This window comes from Anaerocolumna jejuensis DSM 15929, assembly GCF_900142215.1.
Lineage (GTDB): Bacteria > Bacillota > Clostridia > Lachnospirales > Lachnospiraceae > Anaerocolumna > Anaerocolumna jejuensis.
In genome coordinates this window covers 1-19,025 of record NZ_FRAC01000034.1, presented here as the reverse complement: position 1 = coordinate 19,025, position 19,025 = coordinate 1, and the positions used below count along the sequence as shown (strand labels likewise).

General features: G+C 44.3%; 17 protein-coding genes. All 17 read left to right on the top strand.

Annotation, left to right across the window (positions count from 1 at the left end):
• The first annotated feature begins 57 nt into the window (after positions 1–57).
• The 17 genes from BUB77_RS24835 (at position 58) to BUB77_RS24760 (ending at position 18,959) form a co-directional block, all read left to right on the top strand.
• Positions 58–966 (top strand): ABC transporter ATP-binding protein, encoded by a 909-nt coding sequence (locus tag BUB77_RS24835; protein ID WP_073279875.1) that lies wholly within the window; start codon positions 58–60, stop codon positions 964–966.
• On the top strand, positions 963–1,670 hold the full coding sequence (locus BUB77_RS24830; protein WP_073279874.1) for an ABC transporter permease: 708 nt from the start codon (positions 963–965) through the stop codon (positions 1,668–1,670). The genes BUB77_RS24835 and BUB77_RS24830 overlap by 4 nt, the downstream gene beginning before the upstream one ends.
• Positions 1,671–1,682: 12 nt before the next feature.
• Positions 1,683–2,417 (top strand): ABC transporter permease, encoded by a 735-nt coding sequence (locus tag BUB77_RS24825; RefSeq protein ID WP_073279873.1) that lies wholly within the window; start codon positions 1,683–1,685, stop codon positions 2,415–2,417.
• Between the two features lie 422 nt (positions 2,418–2,839).
• Positions 2,840–4,003 carry a PucR family transcriptional regulator gene (locus BUB77_RS24820; RefSeq protein ID WP_073279872.1) on the top strand — a complete coding sequence of 388 codons (1,164 nt, stop codon included), beginning with the start codon at positions 2,840–2,842 and terminating at the stop codon, positions 4,001–4,003.
• 109 nt (positions 4,004–4,112) lie between these two features.
• Positions 4,113–5,504, top strand: a complete 1,392-nt coding sequence (locus BUB77_RS24815) for an aminotransferase class III-fold pyridoxal phosphate-dependent enzyme (protein WP_278277751.1) — start codon at positions 4,113–4,115, stop codon at positions 5,502–5,504.
• Between the two features lie 612 nt (positions 5,505–6,116).
• Positions 6,117–7,268, top strand: coding sequence for an iron-containing alcohol dehydrogenase (locus BUB77_RS24810; protein ID WP_073279870.1), 1,152 nt, complete (start codon positions 6,117–6,119; stop codon positions 7,266–7,268).
• Between the two features lie 175 nt (positions 7,269–7,443).
• Positions 7,444–8,292: an ABC transporter ATP-binding protein gene (locus BUB77_RS24805; RefSeq protein ID WP_330392688.1), complete on the top strand. Its 849-nt coding sequence runs from the start codon at positions 7,444–7,446 to the stop codon at positions 8,290–8,292.
• Between the two features lie 41 nt (positions 8,293–8,333).
• Positions 8,334–9,185, top strand: coding sequence for an ABC transporter permease (locus BUB77_RS24800; protein ID WP_170866742.1), 852 nt, complete (start codon positions 8,334–8,336; stop codon positions 9,183–9,185).
• The gene (locus tag BUB77_RS24795) at positions 9,169–9,975 is read left to right on the top strand and encodes an ABC transporter permease (protein WP_073279869.1); all 807 of its coding nucleotides are present in this window, start codon (positions 9,169–9,171) and stop codon (positions 9,973–9,975) included. Before BUB77_RS24800 ends, BUB77_RS24795 begins: the two co-directional genes overlap by 17 nt.
• A gap of 151 nt (positions 9,976–10,126) precedes the next feature.
• Positions 10,127–11,311, top strand: a complete 1,185-nt coding sequence (locus BUB77_RS24790; protein ID WP_073279868.1) for an ABC transporter substrate-binding protein — start codon at positions 10,127–10,129, stop codon at positions 11,309–11,311.
• Between the two features lie 126 nt (positions 11,312–11,437).
• Positions 11,438–11,623, top strand: coding sequence for a hypothetical protein (locus BUB77_RS29620; RefSeq protein ID WP_139241316.1), 186 nt, complete (start codon positions 11,438–11,440; stop codon positions 11,621–11,623).
• A gap of 37 nt (positions 11,624–11,660) precedes the next feature.
• Positions 11,661–13,031 (top strand): dihydropyrimidinase, encoded by a 1,371-nt coding sequence (gene hydA, locus BUB77_RS24785; RefSeq protein ID WP_073279867.1) that lies wholly within the window; start codon positions 11,661–11,663, stop codon positions 13,029–13,031.
• Between the two features lie 33 nt (positions 13,032–13,064).
• The gene (gene preA, locus BUB77_RS24780) at positions 13,065–14,582 is read left to right on the top strand and encodes an NAD-dependent dihydropyrimidine dehydrogenase subunit PreA (protein ID WP_073279916.1); all 1,518 of its coding nucleotides are present in this window, start codon (positions 13,065–13,067) and stop codon (positions 14,580–14,582) included.
• 42 nt (positions 14,583–14,624) lie between these two features.
• Positions 14,625–15,851 carry a Zn-dependent hydrolase gene (locus tag BUB77_RS24775; RefSeq protein WP_084124700.1) on the top strand — a complete coding sequence of 409 codons (1,227 nt, stop codon included), beginning with the start codon at positions 14,625–14,627 and terminating at the stop codon, positions 15,849–15,851.
• A gap of 406 nt (positions 15,852–16,257) precedes the next feature.
• The gene (gene mreB, locus BUB77_RS24770) at positions 16,258–17,247 is read left to right on the top strand and encodes a rod shape-determining protein (protein WP_073279865.1); all 990 of its coding nucleotides are present in this window, start codon (positions 16,258–16,260) and stop codon (positions 17,245–17,247) included.
• Between the two features lie 101 nt (positions 17,248–17,348).
• Entirely contained in the window at positions 17,349–18,122 is a 774-nt protein-coding gene (locus BUB77_RS24765) for a flagellar hook-basal body protein (protein WP_073279864.1), read from the top strand.
• 24 nt (positions 18,123–18,146) lie between these two features.
• A complete protein-coding gene (locus BUB77_RS24760; RefSeq protein ID WP_073279863.1) occupies positions 18,147–18,959 on the top strand; it encodes a flagellar hook-basal body protein in 813 nt (270 codons plus the stop codon).
• Positions 18,960–19,025 lie beyond the last annotated feature (66 nt).

Below are 19,025 nucleotides of genomic sequence, written 5' to 3'. Positions count from 1 at the left end.
GAGAATACGTTTCATACCTTATACTCTTGTTATCAAAGGATAACAGGAGGTAAAGTTATGTCTGAATTTATTATTGAAACTAATGGCCTTACACGGCGTTTTGGCCGGCATGTCTCGGTGGACCACATTGATTTACGGGTTCCGGAAGGGAAAATCTATGGCTTTTTGGGTGCGAATGGTGCGGGAAAAACAACCACCATTCGTATGCTGCTCAGCCTGATTCGCGCCGATGAGGGCTCGGTCCAGATTATGGGACGCTCCCTGAAGCGGGAAAGGGAAAGTATTTTAAGAAATATCGGTTCACTTGTGGAGGGACCATCCTATTACGGTCATTTATCAGCATATGGAAACCTTAAAATCATATGTAAGCTGCTGGAGCTGCCGGAAGAAAATATCCGTGAAGTCCTTGATACCGTCCGGCTGACCCCATATGCAAAGCAGACCGTAAAAGGGTATTCCCTTGGCATGAAGCAGCGTCTGGGTATTGCACAGGCACTGATCCGTAAGCCGAAGCTCTTGATTCTGGACGAGCCGATTAACGGCCTGGACCCGGCCGGAATTCAGGAAATTCGAAATTTAATGCTGGCGTTATCCCACGAACAGGGGATAACCATTTTTTTGTCCAGCCACATTCTGAGTGAAATCCAATCCATTGCAGACTATGTGGGCATCATACAGGGGGGAAAATTAATTTTTCAGGACCGAATGCAGGAGCTTGAAAAAAGGAATACCGTGCGGCTTTCCATTATTACTGACAGGCCTGACGAAGCATACCATGCGCTTATACGAAACGGTGCAACAACTGAGAAGCATGGGAATGAACTGCTGGTTACAGTTACCGGTAGAATGGATCAGGGGGAAATATTCAGGATTCTTCAGCCATTTTCATTGCAGCATGTCAGCGAACAGACTTCATCCCTGGAGGATATCTTTTTGCAATTGACGGGGAAAGGGGAAAGCTTATGATAAATGGGATGCTTTCTGCCGAATTCCTTAAAATGAAAAAAATATGTTTATGGATACCGGTCATTAGTGCAGTTATCCTACTTTTGTTTACCTGCATGGAATGGTACCTGTATTTTCGCCAGGGAGAAGCAGGTGTTTATACAGGATTAAATGTAGTGTATCTGTTTTTATCCTTTACCATGCTTCTTACAATTTCACTATTGTGCAGTGTCTTTTTTGAAACCGAGCATCAGGCCCAGGGCATGAAAATGATATTTTCCATGCCGGTCAGCCGCAGGGCCTTTTATTTTATCAAAGCCTTATGGGTTATCATTTTAATGCTGATATGCTGCAGCCTCATTCTGTTAGGGGCATCCCTTATCTGGATTGTCTACACCAATGAGCGCCTGCCTTTTCTGTTTCTGACAAAACAGGTTTTCGGCTGCTTTGCTGCCTCTCTTCCCGTACTTGGGATTCAGCTGTTTTTATCTGCCCGTTTTGCCAATCAGACATTTCCCCTTGCGGCAGGTGCAATAGGAGCTATTTCCAGCCTGTTCCTTGCAAGATTTGGCACTAAGCTTTTGTATGTTCTGCCCTGGGCTTACCCCTCTATGGCCAGTCCTTTTATAAAAGGCTATACCAATTGGATTATTTTGGGCGCCGCACTGGGTCTGATCATACTGCTTTTAGGCTCTATTCGCTTTGGCGCAATGGAAATGAAATAGGAGGATATTCAAATGATGAAATTATTTTATTCTGAATGCAGAAAAATGAAATGGCCTTTGATTTTTTTGCTGATTCTAATGGAGGTTGCAGTGAGCTTTCTACTTGCGGCTGATAGTGTTAAAGCCTTGACTTCTTATTTTGCACCCGATTGGAATACACTTTATTTTCAGGGGGTATCCAAGCATGGGATTTTTTTTCTGCCGGTCTTTGCCGGGATATTTGCAGCGTTTTTATGCTTTTATGAACATAAGAACGGAGCCTGGAAGCAGTTATTGACCCTGCCCTTTCCCCGCTGGCAGATCTTTCTTTCCAAATTTATGATGCTGATGGTGCTCTTAGCCCTTGTGCAGCTTACCTTCCTGGCGGGCTACCTCATAACAGGAAATATCATTCACGTCGAAGGCAGTATACCCTGGAAAACGGTACTGGCTGGCGTAATCGGCGGCTGGTTTGCCTGCTTTCCTTTGGCAATGCTGCAGATTGTTCTCTCCACTCGCTTTAAATCCTTTGGCGGTGCCCTGCTGTTTAGCATCTCCACGGTTGTTCCCAATATTGTTTTTACAGGTTTCAATTCCAATATAGGGGCATGGTTTCCCGTAGCTCCGCCCTATTATGCAATGTTTCCGCAAGGACTGAATCTATCCCCTCGGCTGGAACCTGTCCCCTTTGTATTAATAGTGATGCTTACATTTCTCATCTATCTTGCTGTCGGACTGCGCTCCTTTGGGCGCAAGGAGTGGATGTAAATTATTGATTTATGTAAATTATTGAATTATGTAAATTGTTGGATCGTATAATTGGATTATGTAAATTATTGATTTATTATTAGCCTGCGAACCTTCGGAAGGAAGCCGTTCTCTTTGTATTCCTCGCTTTAAAATGCGATACGGATAAAGTAGAGTAATTACCAGTTCAAAGCTGTGTGGTATGTGGTTTCCAAACCATGCCGCCAGACAGCAGCTCGGTGTGAAGTGATTTAATGCATCAAATGCATCATGCCGGTGGCTGATTCCAGGAACCCTGAACATGTTTAAGAATGGAAGGTATTAGTAAGTGTCAATATCCTCATTTACTTTATAGCCTGGGTTATGTTATAATTTCTGAATAATTTGATTTCAATGAGAGATATTATAAGCAGACAGGTATTGGACATTTGTAGGAGGTAGAGATGGCAATTGCAGTTAGTAAGCTTTACCGGAATTGTGCTTCGCTTTATCAGATGCAGCTTCTGGCAGGACACAAGGGGTTAGGCAACCTTGTGGAGTGGGTGCATATTGTAGAGGACCAGGAGGTGTCGTCCTTCCTCCATGGCCATGAGCTGATTTTTATAGCGGGCTATATGTGCCATGACGATGAATGGCTTTTAAATTTTACAAAGGAGCTTTACCAGAGTGAGACAAGTGCTTTTGTCATTAATCTGGGGCCCTATATAAAAAGTGTACCGAAGGAGGTAGTCGACTTTTGCAATGAAGTTGACATGCCTCTTTTTACTATTCCCTGGAAGATAAGGCTGGTGGATGTGACCCGTGACTTTTGTACCCGTATCATGCATAATGAGAGTGTGGAGGCCAGTGTGGCATCGACCATCAAGGACATTATTTTTAAGGTGGGCGATATTGAAACCCAGATTCAGCATATGGAGCGCAACGGCTATAAGCGTGACTGCCACCTCTGCTTTGTTAATATGTCCGTCAATAATGTCGATGAGCAATATAACAGTGACAATATGGAGAGGTTGAAGCTTTTTGTTGAGCAGATTGCCCGGACCAGCCAGCGGATGTTTATAGCCTTTACCTACCAGTCCAATCTGGTAGTGGTCTTATCGGAAAGCGATATGTATAATGTCCGCAAATTTGTAGACGACCTTTTGGGTTTGATTCGCAAAAAGACGGACAGCTTTACCATAAACGTAGGGGTCAGCTCCATTATGCAGGGCTTTGCAAACCAGGATATCAATTTTGAAAATGCCATTGCTGCCAATGAGATGGCGGGAAAGAGAAAGGTCCGGGTTACTTACTATGATGAGCTTGATTTGTATAAGGTATTGCTGGCAGTGAAAGATAAGAAGGTCCTTAAGGATTTTTATCAGGAGGTTTTTGGCAGGGTTGAACAGTATGATTCGGAAAACGGTACGGATTTGATGGGATTTCTGCGCTCCTATCTGGATAATAACGGAAGCCCCCAGTTAGTGTCGGAGCAGCAGTTTATCCACCGCAATACCGTAAATAACCTGATAAAGAAAATTGAGAAAATTACCGGCTATAATATTCTGAATCTGGATGAAAAGGTGCGCTGCAGCATAGGGTTTATGATAAAAGATATCATAAATTAATGGAGTGAGGGAGAATTACGAATATTGAATAGCCCATGTGCAGTCGCACAAGAAAGTGTGGTCACCCATTTATTGAATAATACATTGCGTACGTTTATAATGGTACTACATAAAAAGGTACAGCAACGGAGCGGTTCTTAGGAACGGCTCCCTTTTTAATAAGGAGGATGACGATATGACAGGTGAAGAAATTAAAAGCATGCAAAAGGAGTATAACCTACAGTCCTGGAGTAAGCAAAAGGGACTTAATCCGGTTCCGGTAGAAAAGGGGGAGGGTATTTATTTCTGGGATTGTGACGGAAACCGTTACACGGATATGTCCGCCCAGCTGGTCAACATGAATGTAGGTTTTGGCAACAAGGCCATTAATGAGGCAATCAAGGAGCAGGTGGATAAGTTCTGTTATGCCGCACCTTCCTATGGGGTAGAGCCAAGGGCAAAGCTGGCTAAAAAGATAATCGAATTGATGCCTGACAATATGGGAAAGGTTTTCTTTACCAATGCCGGTGCGGAAGCCAATGAAAATGCCATTAAGATGGCACGTATGTATACCGGAAGGTTTAAAGTCTTCAGCAGATACCGCAGCTATCATGGTTCCTCCTTCGGGGCCGGAAATCTGACCGGGGAGCCAAGAAGGTATCCGCTGGAGCCGGGCATTCCGGGCTTTATCAAATTTTTTGATCCTTATCTCTATAGAGAAGCAATCCCCTTTGAATCGGAGGAAGCAGCTTCTAAATACTATATTGCAAAGCTGAGAGAGCAGATACTTTATGAAGGACCGGACAGTGTGGCTGCAATTGTAGTTGAGACCATAACCGGCTCCAATGGTATATTGATTCCGCCAAAGGGCTATCTGCCGGGAATGAGGGCACTTTGTGATGAATTCGGCATCCTTTTGATCTGTGATGAGGTAATGGCCGGCTGGGGCAGAACCGGTAAGATGTTTGCCTTTGAGAACTTTGATATAAAGCCGGATATCGTAACCTTTGCAAAGGGTGTGACCTGCGGCTATGTACCTCTTGGGGGAGTTGTTGTAAGCAAAAGGATTGCAGAGTATTTTGATGATAACCTGCTGTCCTGCGGTTTAACCTACAGCGGGCATCCCTTAGCCTGTGCGGCAGGTGTTGCCTGTGTCAATTACTATGAAGAAGTAAAAATCCTTGACCACGTGAAGGAGGTCGGGAAGGTTCTTGGCGAAAAATTAGAGGAGTTAAAGGCAGCCCATCCCTGTGTTGGTGACGTACGCTATATCGGTCTGTTCTCCGCAGTTGAACTGGTGAAGGATAAAGCGACCAGGGAGGCCCTTGTACCCTATGGAAAGGATACGGAGGGAATTATGGGCAAAATCATTGGAAAACTGAAGGAAAGGAAGTTTATGACCTACAGTCATGAAAATATGATTTTAGTTGCACCGCCTTTGATTATTACAAAAGAGCAGATTGTGGAAGAACTTGTTAAATTGGATGAAGTGCTTTCAATTGTAGATAAAGAATTTATATAAAAAGACTGGCCTTTCCTGTAACCACAAAGGAACGGTCGGATCCGGATACCCGGTCAGTAGAAATGCTATTGTGCAGTTGAACAAATAATTCTGGTCATATAGCAATTGATTTTTGACTTGTCCATGATATATAATTCGTCTATAAAAGTTGAACCTTAGTTTTTCCTCTCCCGGGTGTAAAAAGGCTGGAATACAGAGCATCTATAATCCTGAAAGAGGTCAGGCGAACTTCATTCAACTTAGATATCTTAATTCTTAAATATAAAATATATTTTAAGCAGCGATGGAGCTATCAAAGGAAGATTCCGCCGCTGCTTTTTTATTATCATTGATCAGCAGGTCCTTTTTGTACACATAGTCTGAAACGTGTGCAAGGTACGCAGATGGAACTAACTTAGAAATGCGTTGTGTTTACAAACTTACTGTCTGGGATGTACCGCAAGCAAGCTGAATTATTGAGAAGCATAATTCACACAAGTGCCTGCGAAATCCCCAGCCCAAGCTTGCGGCGTACTGGGAAGGCATGGCTGTTAAGTTGAGAAAAAGCTGTTTTTTCAGCTACTGATTAGAGAATATCCAATTGAAGAGTGTATATTCGGGAAAGAGGTTATTATGGCATATCAATTTAAATTACCACGGAATGTCTTTATAGGAAAAAACGCTCTGGAAGCCAGCGAAGCAGCCATTAAAGGCCTTGGAAGAAAGGCATTTGTGGTTACGGGCAGGATTGTCACCAAGGCTGGCATTGCAGCTACCCTTACCGGTTACCTTGAAGCCTGGGGAATTGAATATGTTGTATTCAATGATATTACCGGAGAGCCAACGGATCAGATGATTGAGTCCGGTGTGAAGGCTTTTAAGCAGACCGGCTGTGACTTTTTAATTGCCATCGGAGGAGGAAGTCCTCTTGACAGTGCCAAGGCGATTGCAGCAATGACAGTACTTTCCGGCAAAATATCCGATTATTTAGGAAAGGATATTACCGGTAAATTCCCGCCCCTGGTATTAATTCCTACCACGGCAGGTACCGGCTCCGAAGCAACCAAATTTACGGTCATTACAGATTCCGTAAAGGGAATTAAGATGCTGCTAAAGGGTGATGCCCTTTTACCTGACCTTGCGGTAATCGACCCGACCTTTACCCTGACTTCACCGCCTGATATTACCGCGGCAACGGGAATGGACGCTTTGACCCATGCGGTGGAAGCCTATACTTCTAGAAAGAGCACCCCGCTGACAGAAATTTATGCCTTATCGGCAGTAAAGAGAATTTTTAAATATCTTCCCACAGCCTACAGTAAAGGAAGTGATGAAAAGGCAAGGGAGGAGATGCAGATTGCGGCATTTGAAGCAGGGGTCAGCATCAACAATGCTTCCGTAACCCTGGTCCACGGCATGAGCAGACCCATAGGAGCCCTGTTCCATGTGCCCCATGGAATTTCCAATGCCATGCTGATAAAGGAATGCCTGGCCTTTGCACTGGATGGCTGCTATGAAAGATTTGGGACACTGGCAAGAGCAATCGGAGCAGCGGATGAGAATACCGGTGATGAGGAAGCGGCAGGGGCTTTTCTAACAGAGCTGGCAAAGCTGTGTAAGCATTGTAATATTCCTACTCTGGAAGAGTATGGTATAAAAAAGAACGAGTTTGACGCGGCAGCCGATAAGATGGCTCAGGATGCCATAGCAAGCGGCAGTCCTTCCAATACGGTAAAAGAAGTGTCAAAAGAAGATTTGCTGAAAATATATGCAAAGCTTTGGTAAAAAGAATAGGGAATAAAAAATACGATGGCGTAGAGTTAAAAGACTTTATGCCATTTTGCGTTGTTATTCAACCCTGATTTATGGCAGTGCCGCCGCTGCAGGCAGACGCGGTATGCAATAGGAGCTTAAGGGAGATTACTGCAGTTGAACGAAAGGAAATGTCAGGAGGTATTTTATGGATGTATTAAATTTCATTCCAAAGGATGCAATGGAAGCTGAAGAGGAAAATAATGAATTATCAATGGAGAATAGTTCTGAGATTGAAATAAAGATAGAAGACTTGTGCATAAGCTTTCCGGATAAGGAAGGGGGAGCACCCATTACAGCATTAAAGAATATTAACCTGGATATCAGGCAGGGAGAATTTATTTCCTTACTGGGGCCGTCCGGATGCGGAAAGACCACACTGCTCCGTACCATAGCGGATCTCCAGCAGCCTACTTCGGGAAGTATTTCCGTAAGAGGACAGTCACCCAGAGAAATTCGGATGCAGAAGAAATATGGCATTGTATTTCAGAATCCGGTGCTATATGACTGGAGAACCGTAAGGCGGAATGTCTGTATGCCCATGGAGATGATGGGAGTACCGAAGAAGGAACGGACAGCCAGGGTAACAAAGATGCTGGAGCTGGTAGGCTTAATGGAATTCGGCAAAAAATATCCCCACCAGTTAAGCGGCGGTATGCAGCAGAGAGTTGGAATCGCCAGGGCACTGGCAGTCAAGCCGGAAATCCTTCTGATGGATGAACCCTTTTCCGCTCTGGATGAGTTTACTAAGGAAAAATTACATGAGGATCTGCTCCGTATCTGGAAGAAGACCAATAAGACGATTTTATTTGTTACCCATAACATACAGGAAGCAGTGTTTTTATCCGACAGGGTGGTTGTATTATCACCCCATCCGGGAAGAGTATCCGCCGTTGTTGATATTGACCTTGAAAGGCCAAGAAGCTTGGAAATCAAGAATACCCAGAAATTTAATGAGCTTGTGGTTAAGGTACGAAACAGCTTTGAAAGCCTGTAGGGAACAGAAAATCCCATTTTTTAATGAGAGAGGAAGATCGCATGAACCTGATTAAAAAAGCTCTTAATTCAAAAAAGATGGTCACGGTAGTATGGGTCATCGGCCTTATTATAGTATGGGAGATTGGAGCCACTGTCATAGAGCATACAAAGCGCTCGCCGGAGAATGTTCTGCCCCATCTGTATCAGATTCTGGAATCGGTATTCAGCACCAATAAGGTAAACAGCACCCAGACCGCATTGCAGATCGTACTAAGCAATGCCGGAATAACCTTATTCAGAGCGGGAATTGGTTTTTTGATTGGTACTGCCATTGGCTTTGTGCTGGCCCTGTTAATGAATATGTTCCTGACAGTTGAAAAGACCGTATTTCCCTATCTGATGATTATTCAGATGATACCGATTCTTGGTATGGCGCCCATTGTATTGGCAATTACCAAGGACATAGACAAAAGCCGGATTGTGATTGCGGCGATATTGACCTTTTATCCCGTTGCAACGAATACCCTTGCAGGCTTTAAGTCGGTTGAAAAAGAAAAGCATGAGCTGATGTATTCCATTGCTGCCACCAAATATCAGATCTACAGTAAATTATTAATCCCCTCCAGTATGCCGTATTTCTTTACGGGGCTTAAAATATCGGCACCAATGGCAATTACGGCCTCCATACTGGTGGATACCCTCCAGGGAGGCGGAGGTCTTGGAACCATGCTGTCCCAGTCCTTAAAACATGCCATGTCCATCTATGTGTTCTGGCAGATTGTATTCTTCAGCGCAATTATTGGTATTCTCAGCTATTACTTTATGGCAGTAATCGAAAAAATATTGTCACCTTACAAGCGTAAGGGGGCCAGGGTGAAAGGGGAGGTGAGTGCAAATGAAGAGGCTGCGTAGTAAATTCAACCGGCAGACGGTTACCACCATCCTGTATCCGGTATTATTTGGAGCAGTCATAGCTATTTTGTGGCAGACACAGCTGCTTCATAAAATCATTGGAGCAGATACCTTCACCTTACCGCTCCCAAAGAGGATTTTTGGAATTATTACGGATAACGGGAGCAGTATCCTGGTGAATGTAAAAGCAACGGTTACGGTTGCACTTGGCGGTTTGGTTTTAGGCTCCTTTTTCGGCTATTTGCTGGCAATTGTAGCAACGGTATTTCCAAAATGGGGAGCTGGGGGCCTTACCATAGCATCAGCCTTTAATGCCATACCGATTATAGCCATTGCCCCTATTCTAAATAACCTGACAAAGGATTTCAGTAAAGACCCCAATACCAGAAGCATGCTTGCAAAAATGCTGGTGGTCATGATTACCTGTACTGTATCCATGAGTATCAATGCATACCGTGGCTTTACGGAATTAAAGCCCTTTTCACTGGACCTGATGAACTCCTATGCAGCAGGAAAAACCACCATATTTTTTAAGCTTCGTATTCCCAACAGCATTCCCTATGTCTTTACCGCGCTGAGAATCAGCGTACCAGCCTGTGTTATCAGTGCTCTGGTCAGTGAATATTTTGCAGAATACGTCATTGGTGTAGGACGCCAGATTCGTGAAAATATCGTCCTTGCACAGTATGCAACTGCCTGGGCCTACATTATTGTAGCCTGTGCCATTGGAATTACCATGTATGTAATATTATTAATTGCCGAAGGTGTTTTATTAAAGGGGCGCCGTTAGTTTGAAAATCCCTGCCTGCCGGCTGGTTTTGGTACCGGTATCAGATACCGCGCTTGATAGAAATAAGGCTTTAGCAGAACAGGAGGATTATAAAAGCTCTTTGCTTTTTATAATAAATAACCGCAGATTTCATTAAAAGGAGGCTTAATTTATGAGGAAACTTTATGTAAGAAAAATCAGTGCATTATTTATGATGTGTGTATTATTAATTACTGCTCTTGCCGGCTGCGGCAAAAAGGTAGAAAACGCAGGAGGCAATGGGGCGACATCAGAACCTACGGCAACAGAGGAGGCTTCCACACCGACAGAAACACCCGCTGCTACGGAGGCAGCAGGAGCTTACTATGCAGCCGATGCATCTGTTGAAAGTGTTATAACCGATGCGGCAGGCAAGGGCAAGGTCGGGAACTGGGGAATTGGTAATGAATATGAGATTCAGGCACTTTTGACCAAATACGGCCAGCCTACCACTTACCTGAGCCAGGCATTTGACATGGATGGCTTTGATGATGACTCGATTCTTTTAGCCTCTGCCATGACCTATAACGAGCTTGGCCTGGTAAAGAACTCCTATGATGGTGGTTACAATTATGGTGATTCGGTTAAATACATTGACATGAATGAGGAAGGCGTGGCAATGCTTGAGGATAATATCTTCACGACCAGCAAATTTGCAAAAGAGAACCCTGAGACAGTAAAAGCCTTTGTCTATGCTTCCATGAAGGGCTGGGAATATGCCTGTGCCAATCCGGAGGAAGCAGCTCAGATCGTTTACAAATACGGTTCCTCCGTATCTGCTGAGCATCAGTCTTACATGGCATCCGAGGTCAAAAAGCTGGTAGAGACCGATATGACCGGTGCAGCCGTTAAAAAGTACGGGAACATGGATGACACGGCTATGCAGCAGACCCTTGATCTTGCAAAGAAGTACATTAAGTTAGACGATTCCGCAGCAGCAGATAAATTACAGAAGCTTACCCTTGACGATATCAGGGATACCTCCTTCTTTACGGCAGCAAGTGCTTCCGATGGTAAATTCAAGCCTGAGAAAAAGGATGTGTCCATTCAGTTAAAATGGCTGCCCCAGGCACAGTTCATGGGTTATTATGTAGCACTTGACAAGGGTTATTACAACGAGGCCGGCTTAAATGTAAATATTGTACCGGGCGGCGGTGATATCGGTGAAACAACGGCAGTATACACCGGTCAGGTTGATTTTGGCGTAACCTGGGTATCCAACTTAATTGCTGCAAAGGCAGGCGGTATGGATTTAGTGGAAGTAGCGCAGGTATACCAAAGGTCAGGTCTTGTTCTGGTATATAAAATCAATAAATAAGCGGTAGGTTATATTTCCGGTGATGGAGCTGCTGCAAAGATTTCAACAACCTTTTGCATCGGCTCTGTCAATCTTATATAAATAAACATTTCATTGTTGGCAAAGTATGAAGTAAGACTAGGAGGTGTGAAAGAAAAGCGCTTTCACATACCATTATTTATGGCAGTACCGCAGACTTGTCTGCGGTATGGAATGGGAGCAAGTGTGAAAGAAAAGCGCTTTCACACTCTATTATTTATGGCAGTACCGCAGACAAGTCTGCGGTATGCAATGGGAGCAAGCGTGTATAAAAATGCACAAATTCCTGTTTGAAGAATTCAGGCGGAATTATGATTAGGAGGCGTAGAGTATGGATTTGATCATTAAAAACGGCACGATTGTAACAGCAAAGGAAAGCTTTATAGCTGACATCGCAGTAAAGGATGGAAAAATTGCCTTAATCGGAACGGATCTTTCCATGGAGGCAGCAAAGGTAGTAGATGCAACGGGGAAGCTTGTATTACCCGGTGCGATTGATGCGCATACCCATCTGGCAATGCCATTTGGAGGAACGGTATCTGCAGACGGCTATTTATCAGGAACAAGAGCGGCTGCCTGCGGCGGTGTTACTACGGTATTTGATTACCCCATGCAAAGAAAAGGGAAAGGTATCCTGGAGACCATTGGGGAGAGAAAGGCAATGTGCGACCCGGAGGCCTGTGTGGATTATGCCTTTCACTGCATTATCACAGATTTAAACGGAGGTGAATTGCTGGAGGAGTTTGCGGCTTCCGTGGATTTTGGTGTCACCAGCTTCAAATGCTTCTTTGTATATAAGAAGGAAGGCATGATGGTGGATGACGGCACCTTTGTAAAGGTTTTATTAAAGGCGAAAGAAGTTGGTGCGATTACAAATATCCATGCGGAAAACCCGGATGTAATCGACCTGAATATAGAGAATTTTTTAAAGGAAGGGAAGACCTCTGCCTGGTATCATTACTTAAGCAGGCCGGAATATGTGGAGGCGGAAGCTGACAAGAGAGCCGTGCACTGGGCAAAATCAGTGGAAGCACCCTTGTACATTGTTCACATGGCGGATAAAGAGGGGCTTGAAGCTGCTGCCGAGGCTAAGCTGGCAGGGCATCCGATTTTTATAGAGACCTGTCCCCAGTATCTGGAGTTTACCAGTGAGGTATACAAAAGAGAGGATGGAAGGAACTTTGTGTGCTCCCCTCCCATAAAAGGCCAGGAAAGCCAGGAGGCTTTATGGGACGCCATAAAGAAGGGAATCATTGATACCGTGGCAACGGACCACTGCCCTTTTCAAAGCTATGAGAAGGACTGGGGAAAGGACGACTTTACCAAGATTCCAAACGGCTGTGCAGGTGTTGAGAATCTGTATCCCTATATGCTTGCAGCAGCCAACAGCGGCAGGATAAGCTTTAACCGTGCGGTGGAACTGTGTTCTGCCAATCCTGCTAAAATCTTTGGCTGTGATACCAAGGGTTCCCTGACCGTTGGGAAGGATGCGGATATTGTCCTTTATGACAGGGATAAGGACTTTACCATTTCTGTGAGCAATATGCATTCCGACTATGATCATACCATCTGGGAAGGCAGGAAGCTTCACGGATATCCGGTTCAGACCTATGTCAGAGGCAGGCTTGTATATGATAACGGTGAATTTACCGGGGAGCCGGGATACGGCCAATTCATTAAGCGTAAACCGGCTTTGAGCTGAAAAGTGAAACCTGACCTGAAAGGGGATGTAATTTTGAGCAATTTAGAATATAGAGATATTTCAATTATGGAAGAAGCCGGAGGATGTCTTCTATGTAATAACCCTCCCTGCACCAAGGCCTGCCCTCACAGCCTGCCGGTGGACAGGGTCATCAGAGCTCTGCGCTTTGAGAACATGTCAGGAGCGGCTAACAGACTTTCAGAGGAAATTCCCTGCAAGACCTGTACCTCAAAAGCCTGCATGGAGGTCTGTCTTAAGAATAAAATTAACCGGCCGGTTCCCATTGATGAGATTATGGAGGAAACGGTATCTTATCATAAGGCAGGGCACAAAGACGTAGATTTATCCATTGACTTTTGCGGAGTACCCTGTGAGAATCCTTTTTTCCTTTCTTCCTCTGTAGTGGGAAGCAATTATGAAATGGTTGCCAAAGCCTTTGAGATGGGCTGGGCAGGTGTTGCCTTTAAGACCATCGGCACCTTTGTACCCAAGGAGGTGTCTCCAAGATTTGATGCATTGAGGAAGGAATCGGTGCCCTTCATTGGCTTTAAGAATATTGAGCAGATTTCGGACCATACCCTTATCGAAAATGTTAATTTCCTGAAACATTTAAAAAAGGATTATCCTTCCAAGATAATTATCGCCTCCATTATGGGCCAGACCGAGGAAGAGTGGACCTATCTTGCAAAGCTGATGACGGAAGCAGGAGCGGATATTATCGAATGTAATTTCTCCTGTCCCCATATGGCAGCAGACGGACTTGGTTCCGATGTGGGGCAGAATACAGAGCTGGTCAGTGCCTATACCCGGGCGGTTAGAAAGGGCACCCAGCTTCCGATTCTTGCCAAGATGACTCCCAACATCGGCAATATGGAAATTCCCGCTATTGCAGCCATCGAAGCCGGAGCGGATGGAATAGCCGCAATCAATACCATTAAAAGTATTATGAATATAAATCTTGATACCTTTTCCTCAGGACCTGATGTGGAAGGAAGGACCAGTGTGGGAGGCTACTCCGGAAAAGCAGTGAAGCCCATTGCCCTTCGTTTCATTCATTCCATGAAGACCTGTTCAAAGCTTTCCGGAGTACCCATCAGCGGCATGGGCGGTATTGAGACCTGGAGGGATGCGGCGGAATTTCTGGCACTGGGCTGTGAAAACATTCAGGTAACCACCTCTGTCATGCAATATGGTTACCGTATTATCGAAGATATGATAGAGGGAATGGAGCTATATTTAAGCTCCCAGGGGATGAAAAGCGTATCGGAAATCGTCGGGAAGGCCTTGCCTAAGATTATCCCGGCAGAAGAATTAAACCGTGACAGCATCTGTTATCCCAAATTCGACAGGAGCAAGTGCATCGGCTGCGGAAGATGCTATTTGTCCTGCTATGACGGCGGACATCAGGCCTTAAGGCAGGATGAGGCAACGGGTAAGCCGGTCATGAATGGGAATAAATGTGTAGGCTGCCATCTTTGTCTGGCAGTTTGTCCGGCAGGGGCAATCAGCCAGGGGGCAAGGGTATATAAATTAAAGGAAGCAACGGGCTGACAGCAGGAAACAATCTGTGCACGGAAAGGGAGGTAAATTAAAATGACATGCAGTTTAGAAAGAATGGAAGATAAAATTAAGACCTTTAGCAAATTCGGGGATACCGGGAAGGGAGGAATCACCAGATTCTCCCTTTCGGAGGAGGCCCTGGCGGCCAGAGGGGAATTTGTAAAGAGAATGAAAGGAATCGGAGCCACTGTTGCGACCGATGACATGGCAAATCTCTATGCAACGGTTCCGGGGTCGGAGGACCTGCCTGCTATTTATTCCGGTTCCCATATGGACTCCGTAAGACAGGGCGGGAATTATGACGGTATTCTGGGAGTATTGACTGCCATGGAAGCACTGGAAACCATCGTAAAGGAAAAGTTACCCCACAGGCATCCAATCACTGTTGTTGTATGGACCAATGAGGAAGGCGCCCGCTTTGAGCCTGCCATGATGTCCTCCGGTGTTATCTGCGGTAAATTTGACAAGGCTGAGATGCTTGCCTCCGTGGCAAAGGATATCCCCGGCTATACCTTTGGGGAGGCGCTGGAAGCCAGCGGCTATAAAGGGGAGGAAAAGAACCGGATTTCCCCGGAAAAATGTGCTGCACTTGTGGAGCTGCACATTGAACAGGGACCGGTGCTGGAAGCAGAGCATATGGATATCGGAATTGTAGAAGGGGTCTGCGGTATGATTAATTATGAATTTACCCTTTCCGGCCAGGCCGGCCACGCAGGTACAACACCGATGCCCTATAGAAGGGATGCCCTATATGCGGCTGCAAAAACAATACAATATCTCCATGATGAATTAGACAAACTGGATAAAAAGCTGGTTTACACCACCGGTAAAATCTCCTGCCATCCCAATATCCATACCATCATCCCCGATGAGGTCAGGTTTACTCTGGATGCAAGACATCAGGACCCGGAGGTCATTAAACAGGTTCTTTCCGTGATTGAAAATCTTCCCACTGTCGTTGAAAAATGTGAATTGACCTATGCCAGAGCCTGGTCACGGAATACCGTTACCTTCACTCCTGAATTAGTGGAGCTGGTGGAAAAAAGCGCAAAGGAATATGGCTACTCCAGCCGCAGAATCTACAGCGGTCCCGGGCATGACGCCCAGTTCATGATTGATATGGTACCGGCTACCATGATATTTGTACCAAGTGTCGGCGGCCACAGCCACTGCGAAATTGAATATACGCCTGTTGAAAATTGCCACATGGGTGCCAATGTGCTGCTGCGCACATTATTATATATCGACGAAACCAAATAAAAAACAGCCTTTACGACCAGGCCTTACTGTTCCGGAAGCAATTTCGGGATGGCAGGGCTTTTTATAATGCGAAATATTTCGTTTTATTGATACGCCTTTTTGGCTGAAAGTATTAAAAAATCTTTAAGATTCTTTAATTTCTAAAATTTCCTTTGAAAAAAAATATAAATATGTATATAATAAAAAAGAGTATGTTTAATTGGCAGGTTTATGGAAAAAATTAGAGTGAAAGCTGTAAAACTGTCAAAATATATCCAGAGTCTGTGAATTGTATAAAAAATTCCGGAAAATGGTAATTAAATTAGTAATTATCAAACCATTAGACATTATATAGATGCCAACCAGAAGAGAAAAAGCTGACTGCGAAGTCGAAAAAGAACTGATAGAATCTGAAAGGAGATTAGATATGTTAGGCAGTGATATAGGAATTGATTTAGGAACGGCGAGCGTATTAGTTTATTTAAAGGGTAAAGGTGTGGTTTTAAAGGAACCCTCCGTGGTCGCTTTTGACAGAGATACGAATAAAGTAAGAGCTATCGGTGAAGAAGCAAGGCTTATGCTCGGAAGAACACCCGGCAATATTGTAGCTGTACGTCCATTGAGACAGGGCGTTATATCCGATTATACGGTTACGGAAAAAATGTTAAAGTATTTCATACAAAAGGCTGTTGGAAAGCATCGTTTCCGTAAGCCTGTAATAAGTGTGTGCGTACCTAGCGGTGTAACAGAGGTAGAAAAAAAAGCGGTTGAGGATGCCACGTACCAGGCAGGCGCCAGAGATGTTAAAATCATAGAGGAGCCTATTGCTGCAGCCATTGGAGCAGGTATTGAAATCTACAGGCCCTGCGGCAATATGATTGTGGATATCGGCGGCGGTACCACAGATATCGCGGTAATCTCTTTGGGAGGAACAGTAGTAAGCACCTCTATTAAGATAGCCGGTGATGATTTTGATGAAGCTATTGTCAGATATATGCGCAAGAAACACAATCTCTTGATTGGTGAAAGAACCGCTGAAGAGATTAAAATAAATATTGGCTCTGCTTATAAGAGGCCGGAAGTTGTTACGATGGATGTAAGAGGACGTAACCTGGTTACAGGACTTCCCAAGACCATAACCGTTTCCTCCGATGAAACAGAAGAGGCTTTAAAGGAGACGACCTCCCAGATTGTAGAAGCCGTACACAGTGTATTGGAAAAAACTCCTCCGGAACTGGCAGCAGATATCGCTGACAGAGGTATTGTATTGACAGGCGGTGGCTGCCTTCTTTACGGACTGGAAGAATTAATAGAGAATAAAACCGGTATTAATACCATGACAGCTGAAGATCCTATGACAGCAGTAGCCATCGGTACTGGAAAATATATTGAATATTTAAGCGGCTCCAGGGATTAAGAAATTAAGGAATATATCCGATAAATAGATATACGGTTGTGTTTCACACTACTATTCTGGAATATCAGACAGTAGATTTGATATTCACGAAAGGAGTCAAAATGGTTAAAGGGCTTTTTACATCCTGGACTGGCATGGCAAATGAACAAAAGCGTCTTGACGTAGTAACAAATAACCTTGCCAATGCGGCAACAGTTGGTTATAAGAAAGACGGCGTTACCAACCAGTCATTTCGTAATTTATTATCCTATAAGATAAAGGATGTATCTGATAATTATACGGATAAACAGATAGGAAAGATGAGTCTTGGTGTCAAGATTGGGGAGGTTTACACAAATTATGACCAGGGTTCTCTTCGCAATACAGGTAATACCTTTGATTTCGCCATTCAGGGAAAAGGATTTTTTAATGTATCTTCCATTGATAAAAACGGAAATGAAACGGTAAAATATACGAGAGACGGCTCCTTTACAATGGACCAGGGCGGCAAAGTCGTAGATGTTAACGGAAATGCATTGATGGGTGAAGGCGGAGAGATTACGATTCCAAATGATACCGCCAATGTTAAGGTTGATGAAAGTGGAAGCATCTATGCAGACGGAGTTTTTGTCGACAAGATAAAGCTGACGGATTTTACGGATTACAGCTATCTGAAGAAACAGGGAGACAGCTTCTATCTGGCGCAGGACGGTGCTACCCAGCTGGACAGTACCGCTACGATACAGCAGGGATATACAGAGCAGTCCAATGTTAATGTTGTGGCAGAAATGGCAAATATGATAGCCATAACAAGAGCATATGAGGCAAACCAGAAAGTAATCCAGACCATTGACGGAACTCTTGATCTGGCTGTTAATTCTGTAGGTAAAGTATAATACGAAAGAAAGGAATAAATACCTATGATGCGTTCATTGTGGACAGCAGCTTCCGGAATGATTTCCCAACAGACGAATGTGGATACCATATCAAATAACCTGGCTAATATTAATACAACCGGTTACAAGAAGGAAACTGCCCAGTTTAAGTCATTATTATATCAGACAATTCAGAATAAACAAACAGACAGCTCAGGCAATGCAAAACCTGTTTCAGCTCAGACCGGACTTGGAGTCAGGAATTCGGCCATTGTTTCACAGTATACACAGGGCGTTTTAAAGCCTACCGAAAATGACGGCGATTATGCTATTCAGGGAAATGGTTTCTTTATGGTTCAGACTGCTGATGGAGGCGTTGGTTACACAAGAAACGGTGCTTTCGGATTTTCTATGGGAACCAATGGAATTACCCTTGCTACAGCGGAAGGGTATCCGGTGCTTGATACCTCTGGCTCACCAATTGTTTTTGAAAGTGATAAGGATACTTCAAAGATTACCATAGATGATGATGGAAATTTTCTTTATCCCAAGGATGGAAAGGTACAGCCTATGGGAATTCAGATAGGAATTGCACAGTTTAACAATGCGGCAGGACTTGAGAAGACTTCAAACAGTATTCTAATGGAAACAGCAGCTTCCGGTACAGCAAGACTGGAAACCCAGGATGCCGCTTTAAAGAAGAGCGTTGTCAAAAGAGGCTATCTTGAAAATTCAAATGTGCAGGCAGCTAATGAAATGGTTGATTTAATTGTTGCCCAGAGAGCTTATGAGATGAATTCCAAAGCAATCAATGCGTCAGATGAGATGCTTCAGCAGGCAAATAACCTGCGCAGATAATGTGAATTATGGAGAAGCATAATTCACACACAAGATTGAGCCTGCGAAATCCTCGGCCCAATCTTG

Coding starts and splice junctions, on each gene's coding strand:
- BUB77_RS24830 (WP_073279874.1), top strand. CDS start 963: ATGATAAATGGGATGCTTTCTGCCGAATTCCTTAAAATGAAAAAAATA.
- mreB (WP_073279865.1), top strand. CDS start 16,258: ATGTTAGGCAGTGATATAGGAATTGATTTAGGAACGGCGAGCGTATTA.
- hydA (WP_073279867.1), top strand. CDS start 11,661: ATGGATTTGATCATTAAAAACGGCACGATTGTAACAGCAAAGGAAAGC.
- BUB77_RS24835 (WP_073279875.1), top strand. CDS start 58: ATGTCTGAATTTATTATTGAAACTAATGGCCTTACACGGCGTTTTGGC.
- BUB77_RS24800 (WP_170866742.1), top strand. CDS start 8,334: ATGAACCTGATTAAAAAAGCTCTTAATTCAAAAAAGATGGTCACGGTA.
- BUB77_RS24825 (WP_073279873.1), top strand. CDS start 1,683: ATGATGAAATTATTTTATTCTGAATGCAGAAAAATGAAATGGCCTTTG.
- BUB77_RS24810 (WP_073279870.1), top strand. CDS start 6,117: ATGGCATATCAATTTAAATTACCACGGAATGTCTTTATAGGAAAAAAC.
- BUB77_RS24765 (WP_073279864.1), top strand. CDS start 17,349: ATGGTTAAAGGGCTTTTTACATCCTGGACTGGCATGGCAAATGAACAA.
- BUB77_RS24795 (WP_073279869.1), top strand. CDS start 9,169: ATGAAGAGGCTGCGTAGTAAATTCAACCGGCAGACGGTTACCACCATC.
- BUB77_RS24775 (WP_084124700.1), top strand. CDS start 14,625: ATGACATGCAGTTTAGAAAGAATGGAAGATAAAATTAAGACCTTTAGC.
- BUB77_RS24820 (WP_073279872.1), top strand. CDS start 2,840: ATGGCAATTGCAGTTAGTAAGCTTTACCGGAATTGTGCTTCGCTTTAT.
- BUB77_RS24805 (WP_330392688.1), top strand. CDS start 7,444: ATGGATGTATTAAATTTCATTCCAAAGGATGCAATGGAAGCTGAAGAG.
- BUB77_RS24790 (WP_073279868.1), top strand. CDS start 10,127: ATGAGGAAACTTTATGTAAGAAAAATCAGTGCATTATTTATGATGTGT.
- BUB77_RS24760 (WP_073279863.1), top strand. CDS start 18,147: ATGATGCGTTCATTGTGGACAGCAGCTTCCGGAATGATTTCCCAACAG.